Raw genomic sequence first — 11,428 nt, 5'->3', positions numbered from 1 at the left:
AGGCACCACCCCGTATCGACGACTCTCCCCCACTCCCGGCCTCGCCGAGCGGGGGACTCCTCCCGTCACGGAGCCTTCGCATGTCATCGGACACCCTCGCCAAAGTCCCCACGGTCCCGGATCTGCCCGACCCCGCGGACGTCCCCCGGATCGTCCCGCAGCGCCGGTACGGGCAGTGGGCGGCCGCCGTCGCCGTCCTCGTCGCGCTCGGCCTGGCCGTCAACTCGGTCGTGCGCAACGAGGCGTTCCAGTGGGACGTCGTCGCCGACTACTTCACCTCGGACTCCGTCCTGCGCGGACTGTGGCTCACGCTGTGGCTGACCGCGGTGGTGATGGTCCTCGGCTTCGCCCTCGGCACCCTGCTCGCCGCGTTCCGGCTGTCCGCCAACCCCGTGCTGCGCGCGGTCAGCTGGGGCTACGTGTGGCTGTTCCGGTCGATCCCGATCCTGGTGCAGCTGCTGCTGTGGTTCAACATCGGGGCGCTGTACCCGCAGGTGTTCGGTGTGCGGACCGTCAACCTGCTCAGCCCGGTGGCCGTCGCGATCGTCGGCCTCACCCTGCACGAGGCCGCCTACGCCGCCGAGGTCGTCCGCGGCGGGATCCTCTCCGTGGACCGCGGCCAGATCGAGGCGGCCCACGCGCTCGGCCTGAGCCGGTGGCGGCGCTGGTGGCGGATCGTGCTGCCGCAGGCGATGCGCTCCATCGTGCCGCCGGCCGGGAACATGCTGATCGGCACCCTCAAGGGCACCTCGATCGTCAGCGTCATCGCCGTCAACGACCTCTTGTTCTCCGCCCAGTTGATCTACCACCGCACCTATCAGGTGATCCCGCTCCTGATGGTGGCCACCCTCTGGTACGCCGTGGTCACCTCGCTGCTGGGTGTCGGCCAGTACTACGTCGAGAAGCGCTACGCGCGCGGCACGGAGAGCGCCCGATGAGACAGCAGCTGGTGATCGTCGGAGCCGGGCCGCGGGGGACCGGCATCCTCGAACGCCTCGCCGCCAACGCGCCCGGTCTGTACGCCGGTTCGGGCCTCGACATCCACCTGGTCGACCCCCATCCGCCGGGCGGCGGACGCATCTGGCGCGAGGAGCAGTCGCCGCTGCTGTGGATGAACTCGCACGCCGAGGACGTCACCATGTTCACCGACGAGACGGTGGCGATGGAGGGCCCGGTGCGCGAGGGGCCCACCCTGCACGAGTGGGCCCGGCTCGACGGCCGCGTCTTCGCCGGCCGCCAGGTCCAGGGCCGCTATCTGCGCTGGGTGTACGAGCGGGCCCTCGCCGACCTCCCCGCGAACGTCTCCGTGTACCACCACCCCCGGCGCGCCCTCCGGGTCGGCGGGCCGCGCGAGGGCCGCCAGCAGGTGTGGCTGGAGGGCCTCGCGCGGCCCCTCCTCGCCGACCTGGTGATCCTCACCCTCGGCCACCTGGACACCGAACCGGACGCGGAACAGGCCCGGCTGGCGCAGTACGCCCACGAACACGGTCTGGTGCACCTGCCGCCCGACTTCACCGCCGACAGCGACCTCTCGCCGCTCGCACCCGGCGAACCCGTCCTCGTCCGCGGGTTCGGCCTGGCCTTCGTCGACCTGATGGTGCTGCTCACCGAGGGACGCGGCGGACGGTACGAGGGGGAGACGTACCTCCCCTCGGGGCGCGAGCCGGTGCTGTACGTCGGCTCGCGGCGCGGAGTGCCGTACCACTCCAAGATCGGCTACGACTGGACCGGCGACCGTCCCCCGCTGCCCCGGTTCCTCGGCCCCGCCGAGGTGGCGGAACTGCTGGCCCGGCCCGGCGGCTTCGACTTCCGGCGCGATGTGTGGCCCCTGGTCGAGAAGGAACTGGGCTTCGCCCACTACCACCGGCTGTTCACCGCCCACCCCGGGCGTACGGCGATGGCCTGGGCCGACTTCGAGGAGAAGTACGCGGTGGCCGGCGACCCCGCCGAGATCCGGGCGCTGGTCGCCGCGGCCGTACCGGACCCGGCCGACCGGCTCGACCTCGCCGCGCTCGACCGCCCGCTGGACGGCGTCCGGTACGCCTCGCACGAGGACTTCCAGGCGGGGCTCAGGGACTATGTCGAAGCCGACCTGGACCGGCGTCACGACCCCGCGCACAGCGCGGACCTGGGCGTCTTCCTCGGGCTGCTCTCCGTCTACGGACAGCTCGTGCGGCTCGGGGACATCGGGCCCCGGTGGCACGGGTTCTTCAGCTACCTGGCGTCCGGGCCGCCCGGCCCGCGACTGCGGCAGATGCTCGCGCTGTCCCGGGCCGGGCTGCTGAAGTTCGTCGGCGCAGACATGACCGTCACCGCCGAGGACGGGGTGTTCCGGGCGGCCGGTTCCACGGTGCCCGGGTTCTCCGTGGAGGCCCGGGCGCTGGTCGAGGCCCGGCTGCCCGAGCCCACCGTCGGGCGCGCCCGGGACGGCCTGCTGCGCGAACTGCACGCCGACGGCGCCGCCGCGACCCCCGACGGGCTGCTCCGGGTCGACCCCCGCGACGGCCGCGTCCTCGACGGCGCGGGGCGCCCGCACCCCCGGCGCTTCGCGCTCGGCCCGTACACCGACACCCGTACCCCCGGCGCCTTCACCCGCCCCCGCACCGGCGGACCCGCGTTCCGGCAGAACGACGCCACCGCCCGGGCGGCACTGGTCTTCCTGCGGGACCTGGCCGGCCGCCTGGCCGCCTGAACCACTCGACTCGAAAAGGAACTCACCCGCCATGACCGTCATGGTCGACATCAGGTCGGTGCACAAGAGCTTCGGCCCGCTGGACGTGCTCAGGGGCATCGACCTCCAGGTGCGCGCCGGCGAGGTCACCGTCGTGCTCGGCCCGTCCGGCTCCGGCAAGTCCACGCTGCTGCGCACCATCAACCACCTGGAGAAGGTGGACCGGGGCGAGATCAGCGTGGACGGCGCGCTGATGGGCTACCGGCGCGCCGGGGACAGACTGTACGAGCTGCCCGAACGGGAGGTGCTCCGCCAGCGCACCCGGATCGGGTTCGTCTTCCAGAACTTCCGTCTCTTCCCGCACCTCACCGTGCTGGACAACGTCGTCGAGGCGCCGGTGTCCGCGCTGAAGCGGCCCCGCAAGGAGGCGCTGGAGCACGCGCGCCGGCTGCTGGAGCGGGTCGGGCTCGCGGACAAGGCCGGTGCCTATCCCCGGCAGTTGTCCGGCGGGCAGCAGCAACGGGTCGCCATCGCGCGGGCGCTGGCGCTGGAGCCGAAGCTGCTGCTGTTCGACGAGCCGACGTCGGCACTCGATCCCGAACTGGTGGGCGAGGTCCTCGATGTCATCCGGGACCTGGCGGCGCGGGGCACCACGATGATCGTCGTCACGCACGAGATCGCGTTCGCCCGGGAGGTCGCCGACACGGTGGTGTTCATGGCCGACGGGAGGATCGTCGAGCAGGGGCCGCCGCAGGAGGTGCTCGGCGCTCCGCGGGAGGAACGGACGCGGACGTTCCTGGCGAAGGTGCTGTGAGGGTGGCGGCCGTGGTCGCCATGGGCGGCGCGTCCGGCACCGCGCCGGCCGTCCGGACGGCGTGGACGGGCCCCCGGCCCCGCCCGGGCGGCGGCCCGCCGTCGCGGCGGGAACGGGAACCGGGGAGGCGCCCGGCATGAGCAGTCTGCTGCACCTCGCCGCCGCCGTGGACCAGCCCGGCGCGCCCGACGCGGCCACCTGCGCGGAGCTGGCTCTGCTCGCCGAACGCGGCGGGCTGGACTTCGTGACACTGGACGACTCCTTCGCCGGGCCCGACGCGCTCGGCGTGCTGTCCGGACTGGCACCCGCGACCCGGCGGATCGGGCTGGTGCCGACCGTCACCACCACCCACGGCGAGTCCCTCCGGGTGCGGGCCGCCGTGGCCACCCTGGACCGGGTCAGCCGCGGGCGGGCCGGCTGGCGGACCGGCGTGCCGGCCGCCGGGTCGGAGGCCCGGCTGGGCGGCCGCCGGTCCGCCGCGCCGCCGGAGACGCCGTGGCGGGAGGCGGACGAGGCCGCCGGCGCGGCGGCCGGGCCGGGGGACGGCTGGGAGGACGGCGCCGGGAGCCGGGACGCGGCCACCGGCCGGTTCCCGGACCGGGACCGCCCGCACCACGTCGACCTCACCCGCACCGCGTTCTCGGTCCGGGGCCCCTCCACCGTGCCCCGGCCGCCGCAGGGCCACCCCGTCCGCGTGGTCGACGCCACCGACGACCACGCTCTCACCGTCGCCGCCCGGTACGCGGACGTGGCCCTGGTGCGGGCCGCGGACCCGGCCCGGGCCGCCGGCTTACGCGACCGGCTGAGGGAACGGGCCCGCGCGTCCGGCCGGGATCCGGAGACACTGCGCATCCTGGTCAGCCTGCTGGTGGACCTCGGCGACGGCGAGTGCGCGGCCCGGCCGGGGCACGGCGGGGGCGGCCCGCGGCCCACCGCGCGGGGCCCGCTGTACCGGGGCGGCCCGGTCGATCTCGCGGAACTGGTGACCGCCTGGCATGCCGACGGCGTCACCGACGGCTTCCACCTGATCCCCGTCGAACCGCGCCGCGACCTTGAACGTCTGGTCAACGGCACGGTCGCGCTGCTCCAGCACCGCGGCCTGTTCCGCACCTTCTACCCGGGCAGCACCCTGCGCGAGCACCTGGGCCTCGGCCGGCCCGCCCACCGGTACGCCGTGCTGACGGACCACCGCCGGCACCCCGCGCCCTGATCGGCGACGGACCCCGGGCCTGCCGCTCCCGCCGGGGAGCGCGGCCGCACACGAAAGGAAACAACCGCATGACGACGGACGCATCCGACGCCTGGAAGCAGTGGCACGAGAAGCGCGTGGAGGCGGTCACGGCTCCCTACGGGCCGCTCGCGCTGACCGGGACCCATTGGATCGAGGACTATCCGGAGGGGCGACTTCCGGACATTCCCGGGACCTGGGTGGCCGAAGAGGACGGGGTGACGCTCACCGCCGGCGACACCGACGGCCTCACCGTGGACGGCCGGCCCCTCGCGGGGACGGTCGGGCTGGCCGCCGACCGCGGCCCGGAGTCCGGAGCGCGGATCGCGCTGGGCGCGAAGCGGCTGGTCGTCCTGGTCCGCGAGGGCGTCTGGGGCGTGCGCGTCTACGACCCCGGCGCAAAGGCCCGCCGCGCCTTCCCGGGCATCGAGGCCGGCCCCTACGACCCGGACTGGGTGGTGCCGGCGCGGTTCACGCCGTACGACGCCACGCGCACCGTCCGGGTCGGCAACGCGGACGGCCGCGAACGCGGCTTCGACCTCGCCGGGGAGCTGGACTTCACCCTGGCCGGGCGGGAGCGGACCCTGAAGGTCGCGCGGCAGGCGGACGGGGGCCTGTGGGCGGTGTTCGCCGACGCCACCAGCGGTGACACGAGCTTCCGGTTCCGCTTCCTCTTCGCCGGGGCGCCGGACGCCGAGAGGCGCACGACCGTCGACTTCAACCGCGCCCAGCTCCCGCCGTGCGCCTTCGCCGACCACTTCCTCTGCCCCTTCCCCGCTCCCGGGAACGCGCTGGACGTGGCGGTGCCGGCGGGGGAGCGCCGGGTGGGGTGAACGGGGTGCGCATCCGGGGCCGGTGCGGGGCGTGTTGATGCTTTCGAGTGGTTTGGGGGTGACGGCCGAAAGGCACCCTTGTGCCGACCGGCCGTTCGGCCGAATACTCCCCCTCAGCGCTTGTCAGGGGCATGCGTATTTGATCCGGTCGGCTCCCTGGCTGCGCCTCACGGGCCCCGACCCCACGCGGGCCCCCTGACGTCCCTTGGAGGGAACGACAAGTGAGGATCAAGCGCATCACTCCCCGCAACGGTGCCACGAGACGGACCCGGCTGACCGCCGTGGCCACCGGCTTCCTGGCCGCAGCGGCGTTCGCGGCCCCCACCGCCAACGCCAGCGATGCCCACACGTTCAGCGCCCCCCAGCTGACCAGTGCGAGCGACTCCGTCCGCAAGGCCGACATCCCCGGTACGGCCTGGGCGGTCGACGGCAGGACCCACCGCGTCGTCGTCACCGTCGACAGCACGGTGTCCCCGGCCGAGATCGCCAGGATCAAGCAGCAGGCCGGCGCCGACGCGGGCGCGCTCACCATCAAGCACACCCCCGGCAGGTTCAAGAAGCTGATCACCGGCGGCGACGCCATCTACGGCGGCGCCTACCGCTGTTCGCTCGGCTTCAACGTGCGCAGCGGCAGCACGTACTACTTCCTGACCGCAGGGCACTGCGGCCAGGTCGCCTCCACCTGGTACAGCAACTCCAGCAAGACCACGGTGCTCGGCACCAACGTCGGTTACAGCTTCCCGGGCAACGACTTCGCACTGGTGCGCTACACCAACTCCTCGGTGGCGCACCCGAGTGCGGTGGGCAGCCAGACCATCAGCAGCGCGGCCACCCCGTCCGTGGGGACGACCGTCTACCGGCGCGGTTCCACCACCGGCACCCACAGCGGCCGGGTGACGGCGCTGAACGCCACGGTCAACTACGGCAGCGGTGACGTCGTCTCCGGGCTGATCCAGACCACCGTCTGCGCCGAGGGCGGCGACAGCGGCGGCCCGCTCTACGGCGGCAGCGTGGCCTACGGTCTGACCTCCGGCGGCAGCGGCGACTGCACCTCCGGCGGTACGACCTTCTTCCAGCCGGTCACCGAGGCGCTGAGCTACTACGGGGTGACCCTGCCCTGACGGCCGCCGGGGCCCGCTCCGGTGACACGAGCCCCCGCCGGCCGAGTGCGAGCGGGGGCTCCGCCGTGCCCGGGCCCGGCCGGTGCGGGCTCCCCGGACTGCCGGTGTCATGTCCCCGAGGACCGCCCGCGGCGGGTGTTTGCGCAGGTGGGAGGCGCCCGAGCGGGAGTCGTACATACGTTCGGGAATGGGGGTATGGTGGGGTGAGGGAGTTGGGAACAGATGTTCGAGAGCCGTTCGGGGCTCACGAGTGCGGGAGGTGTGCGTGCCGGGTTTCGCGCATCTGCACACCGTCTCCGGGTTCTCCCTGAGATACGGGGCGTCCCACCCGGAGCGGCTGGCCGAGCGTGCCGCCGAACGGGGCATGGACGCCCTCGCCCTGACCGACCGCGACACCCTCGCCGGCACGGTGCGCTTCGCCAAGGCCTGTGCCGGCGCGGGCGTCCGTCCGCTGTTCGGGGTGGACCTGGCGGTGGAGACGGGACGGGACGTACGGCGGGACCGGCGGCGCACCCCGGTGCGCGGCGGCGCCTTCGTGGACGAGTCGGCGCCCCGGGTGACCTTCCTCGCCCGGGACGGTGCCCGTGGCTGGGGCGGTCTGTGCCGGCTCGTCACGCAGGCGCACGCCGGCGGGGGCACGCCGCTGCTTCCCTGGTCCGCGCACCAGGAGGACGGCCTGGTGGTGCTGCTCGGCCCGGGATCGGACGTGGGGCGTGCGCTGGCCGCCGGGCGGCCCGACCGGGCGGCGTCGCTGCTGGCCCCGTGGCGCGAGATCTATGGCGACGCGCTGCGCCTGGAGGCCGTGTGGCACGGCCGTACCGGCACGGGGACCGGCTCCCTGCGGCTCGCCGCCCGTACCGTCGGCTTCGCCGCCGAGCAGGGTATCCGGCCGGTGCTCAGCAACGCCGTCCGGTACGCCGATCCCGGTCAGGGGCCGGTCGCCGACGTGCTGGACGCCGCGCGCCGTCTGGTGCCGGTCGACCTCCGGGGCGAGCTGGACTCCGGCGAGGCCTGGCTGAAGGACCCCCAGGCCATGCTGCGGGTCGCCGAGCGGGTCGTGGAGGCCGCCGGGTTCCGCCGGGACACCGCCCACCGGCTGCTGGAGCAGACCCGGGCCACGGCCGCCGAGTGCCGGGTCGACCCCGAGGACGGCCTCGGCATCGGCACCGTCCACTTTCCCGAGCCGCACCTCGTCGGCGCCGGCCTGCGCACCGCACAGCGGACGCTCGCCTCGCGGGCGACGACGGGGATGCTGCGGCTCGGGTACGGCGGCCGGCGCGCGTACTGGGAGCGGATGCACCACGAGCTGGACATCATCGCCCACCACGGTTTCGCGTCCTACTTCCTGACGGTCGCCCAGGTGGTCGACGACGTACGGGAGATGGGCATCCGGGTGGCCGCGCGGGGCTCCGGCGCCGGGTCGCTCGTCAACCACCTGCTCGGGATCGCGCACGCCGACCCGGTCGGGCACGGGCTGCTGATGGAGCGCTTCCTGTCCAGGGAGCGGGTCGTGCTGCCCGACATCGACATCGACGTGGAGTCCGCGCGGCGGCTGGAGGTCTACCGGGCGATCATCGGCCGGTTCGGCGCCGAGCGGGTCGCGACCGTCTCCATGCCGGAGACCTACCGGGTCCGGCACGCGATCCGGGACGTGGGCGCCGCGCTGTCCATGGACCCGGCCGAGATCGACCGGATCGCCAAGTCCTTCCCGCACATCCGCGCCCGCGACGCCCGGGCCGCCCTGGCGGAGCTGCCCGAGCTGCGGCGGCTGGCGGGGGAGAAGGAGAGGTTCGGCAGGCTGTGGGAGCTGGTGGAGGCTCTCGACGCCCTGCCGCGCGGGATCGCCATGCATCCGTGCGGGGTGCTCCTGTCCGACGCCTCCCTGCTCGCCCGTACGCCGGTGGTGCCGACCAGCGGCGAGGGGCTGCCCATGTCGCAGTTCGACAAGGAGGACGTGGAGGACCTCGGGCTGCTCAAGCTGGACGTGCTGGGGGTGCGGATGCAGTCGGCGATGGCGCACGCGGTCGCCGAGGTGGAGCGGGCGAGCGGGGAGCGGATCGACCTGGACGCGGTGCCGCCGGAGGACCCGGAGACGTACCGGCTGATCCGGTCCACCGAGACCCTGGGGTGCTTCCAGATCGAGTCGCCGGGGCAGCGGGACCTGGTGGGGCGGTTGCAGCCGGCCACCTTCCACGACCTGGTGGTCGACATCTCGCTGTTCCGGCCCGGCCCGGTCGCCGCCGACATGGTGCGGCCGTTCATCGAGGCGCGGCACGGGCGGGCGCCGGTGCGCTGTCCGCACCCGGACCTGGAGGAGGCGCTGAAGGGGACGTACGGGGTCGTCGTCTTCCACGAGCAGGTCATCGACATCATCGCCGTCATGACCGGCTGCGGCCGGGGTGAGGCCGACCGGATGCGGCGCGGGCTGTCCGATCCGGAGACGCAGGGGCGGATCAAGGTGTGGTTCGCCGAGCGGGCGGCGGCCAGGGGGTATAGCGCAGAAACGATTCAGCAGACCTGGGGGACCGTGGAGGCCTTCGGTTCGTACGGCTTCTGCAAGGCACACGCGGTCGCCTTCGCCGTACCCACCTACCAGTCGGCCTGGCTGAAGGCGCACCACCCGGCCGCCTTCTACGCCGGGCTGCTCACGCACGACCCCGGGATGTATCCCAAGCGGCTGCTGCTGGCGGACGCGCGGCGGCGCGGGGTGCCGGTCCTGCCGCTGGACGTGAACGTCTCCGGGGTCGCCCATAAGATCGAACTGGTGTCCGGGTCTCCGGCGGTGTGGGGACTGCGCCTCGCCCTGGGCGACGTGCACGGCATCAGCGAGGCCGAGGCGGAGCGGATCGAGGACGGCCAGCCGTACGCCTCCCTGCTGGACTTCTGGGAGCGGGCCCGGCCCAGCAGGCCGCTGGCGGGACGGCTCGCCCAGGTGGGGGCGCTGGACGCCTTCGGCGCCAACCGGCGTGACCTGCAACTGCACCTCACCGAGCTGCACCGGGGCGCCCGGGGCGGTGGCGGCGGCCAGCTCCCGCTCGCGGGCGGCAGGAAGACCGCGCCGGCCGGCCTGCCGGATCTCACCCCGGCCGAACGGCTCAGCGCCGAGCTGGGTGTGCTGTCCATGGACGCCTCCCGCAATCTGATGGACGACCACCGGGAGTTCCTCGACGAACTGGGCGTGGTCTCCGCGCGCCGGCTGCGCGAGGCGCGGCACGGCGAGACCGTGCTGGTCGCGGGCGCCAAGGCGGCCACCCAGACCCCGCCGATCCGCTCCGGCAAGCGGGTCATCTTCTCCACGCTGGACGACGGCACGGGACTGGTCGACCTCGCGTTCTTCGACGACTCGCACGACACGTGCGCCCACACCGTCTTCCACTCCTGGCTGCTGCTGGTGCGCGGAGTGGTGCAGCGGCGCGGCCCGCGCAGCCTGAGCGTGGTGGGCTCCGCCGTCTGGAACCTCGCCGAACTGGTGGACGTACGCCACGAGGAGGGACTCGACGGGGTCGCCGCCCGGCTGGCCGGCCCCCGCGCCGGCGACGGATCCCCGGCGGGAACTCCGGCGGGCTCCCCGGCGGAGGACGGCGGCGGTCCGTCCCGGGCCCGGCTCGCCGGTTCGGACGGACTGCCGGCCCCGGCGGGTTCCGCGGCCCAGGACGCGATGGACCGGCGGCGGATCCGCCTGCCCACGGGGTACGAGATGCACCCCTGGGCCGATCTGCGCCCCGCGGGCGAAGGGCCCGCGGTGGGAAGGAAACTGTGGCACCAGAGCCCGGGGAGTGCGGGATGACCATTCTCTGCGTACGTTTCCAGCTGCCGCCGGCGCACGAGGCGGCCCTGCCGGAACTCCTCGGACTGCTGGAGGAGTTCACGCCGGTCGTGGAGGCGCTGCCCCCGGACGGGGCGCTGGCCGATCTGCGCGGTGCCGAGCGGTACTTCGGGCGCGGGGCGGTGGAGCTGGCCTCGGTGATCCGGGTACGCGCCCTCGCCCGGTACGGCGTCGACTGCGTGATCGGCGCCGGGCCGGGCCCGATGCTGGCCCGCGTGGCGCTGCGCGACGCCCGGCCGGGGGTGACCTGCGCCGTGCCCGAGGACCCCGACGGCATCGCCGGGTTCCTCGCCGGCCGCCCGGTGTCCGCGCTGCCCGGCGTCGGCACGGCGACCACCCGCACCCTGGACGAGTACGGCCTGGACACCCTGGGCCGGGTCGCCGCCGCGCCGCTGTCCACGCTCCAGCGCCTGATCGGCGCGAGGGCGGGCCGCGAACTGCGCGAGAAGGCGGCCGGTGTCGACCGCGGCCGGGTGGTACCGAACGCCGTCTCCCGCTCCCTGGCCACCGAACGCCCCTTCCGGCGGGACGAGCTGGACCCCGGCCGCCACCGCCGCGCCCTGCTCTCGGCGGCCGAGGAACTGGGCGCCCGGCTGCGCGCCCTGGACAAGGTCTGCCGCACCCTGACCCTCACCGTGCGCTACGCCGACCGCTCCTCGACCACCCGCAGCCGCACCCTGAAGGAGCCGACCGCGCACTCGGCCGAGCTGACGAGGACGGCCTACGGCATGTACGAGTCCCTGGGCCTCCAGCGGGCCCGGGTCCGGGCGATCGCCCTGCGCGCGGAGGATCTGGGGGCCGCCGAACATGCCTCCCACCAGCTCACCTTCGACCCGGTGGACGAGAAGGTCCGCCGTATCGAGGAGGTGGCGGACCGCGCGCGGGCGAAGTTCGGGCCGCGGGCGGTGATGCCGGGGCGACTGGCCGCCTGACTG

Annotated in this window: 8 protein-coding genes; all 8 read left to right on the top strand. The window is 74.3% G+C overall.

Features of this window, described 5'->3' with window-relative positions; all coding sequences use genetic code 11:
- Nucleotides 1–80 precede the first annotated feature (80 nt).
- The 8 genes from AB0F03_RS09425 (at nt 81) to AB0F03_RS09390 (ending at nt 11,425) form a co-directional block, all read left to right on the top strand.
- The gene (locus AB0F03_RS09425) at nt 81–938 is read left to right on the top strand and encodes an amino acid ABC transporter permease (protein WP_361988133.1); all 858 of its coding nucleotides are present in this window, start codon (nt 81–83) and stop codon (nt 936–938) included.
- Complete coding sequence (locus AB0F03_RS09420; protein WP_361988131.1) at nt 935–2,692, top strand: FAD/NAD(P)-binding protein; 1,758 nt, start codon at nt 935–937, stop codon at nt 2,690–2,692. The genes AB0F03_RS09425 and AB0F03_RS09420 overlap by 4 nt, the downstream gene beginning before the upstream one ends.
- 31 nt (nt 2,693–2,723) lie before the next feature.
- Nucleotides 2,724–3,485, top strand: a complete 762-nt coding sequence (locus AB0F03_RS09415) for an amino acid ABC transporter ATP-binding protein (RefSeq protein ID WP_361988129.1) — start codon at nt 2,724–2,726, stop codon at nt 3,483–3,485.
- A gap of 136 nt (nt 3,486–3,621) precedes the next feature.
- Nucleotides 3,622–4,695 carry an LLM class flavin-dependent oxidoreductase gene (locus tag AB0F03_RS09410; protein ID WP_361988127.1) on the top strand — a complete coding sequence of 358 codons (1,074 nt, stop codon included), beginning with the start codon at nt 3,622–3,624 and terminating at the stop codon, nt 4,693–4,695.
- 68 nt (nt 4,696–4,763) lie between these two features.
- On the top strand, nt 4,764–5,546 hold the full coding sequence (locus AB0F03_RS09405; protein ID WP_361988125.1) for a DUF1684 domain-containing protein: 783 nt from the start codon (nt 4,764–4,766) through the stop codon (nt 5,544–5,546).
- 221 nt (nt 5,547–5,767) lie between these two features.
- Nucleotides 5,768–6,667: a S1 family peptidase gene (locus AB0F03_RS09400; RefSeq protein WP_361988123.1), complete on the top strand. Its 900-nt coding sequence runs from the start codon at nt 5,768–5,770 to the stop codon at nt 6,665–6,667.
- Nucleotides 6,668–6,932: 265 nt separating this feature from the next.
- Nucleotides 6,933–10,454 (top strand): DNA polymerase III subunit alpha, encoded by a 3,522-nt coding sequence (locus AB0F03_RS09395; protein ID WP_361988121.1) that lies wholly within the window; start codon nt 6,933–6,935, stop codon nt 10,452–10,454.
- Nucleotides 10,451–11,425: a hypothetical protein gene (locus AB0F03_RS09390; protein WP_361988119.1), complete on the top strand. Its 975-nt coding sequence runs from the start codon at nt 10,451–10,453 to the stop codon at nt 11,423–11,425. Before AB0F03_RS09395 ends, AB0F03_RS09390 begins: the two co-directional genes overlap by 4 nt.
- Nucleotides 11,426–11,428 lie beyond the last annotated feature (3 nt).

Source organism: Streptomyces sp. NPDC028722 (genome assembly GCF_040637655.1).
Taxonomy (GTDB): Bacteria; Actinomycetota; Actinomycetes; order Streptomycetales; family Streptomycetaceae; genus Streptomyces.
The sequence above is the reverse complement of the archived record's forward strand: the minus strand, read 5'-3'. Positions and strand labels throughout refer to the sequence as shown.

Excerpts from the sequence above, each read along its gene's own strand:
- AB0F03_RS09425 (WP_361988133.1), top strand. The coding sequence starts at position 81 with ATGTCATCGGACACCCTCGCCAAAGTCCCCACGGTCCCGGATCTGCCC.
- AB0F03_RS09420 (WP_361988131.1), top strand. The coding sequence starts at position 935 with ATGAGACAGCAGCTGGTGATCGTCGGAGCCGGGCCGCGGGGGACCGGC.
- AB0F03_RS09415 (WP_361988129.1), top strand. The coding sequence starts at position 2,724 with ATGACCGTCATGGTCGACATCAGGTCGGTGCACAAGAGCTTCGGCCCG.
- AB0F03_RS09410 (WP_361988127.1), top strand. The coding sequence starts at position 3,622 with ATGAGCAGTCTGCTGCACCTCGCCGCCGCCGTGGACCAGCCCGGCGCG.
- AB0F03_RS09405 (WP_361988125.1), top strand. The coding sequence starts at position 4,764 with ATGACGACGGACGCATCCGACGCCTGGAAGCAGTGGCACGAGAAGCGC.
- AB0F03_RS09390 (WP_361988119.1), top strand. The coding sequence starts at position 10,451 with ATGACCATTCTCTGCGTACGTTTCCAGCTGCCGCCGGCGCACGAGGCG.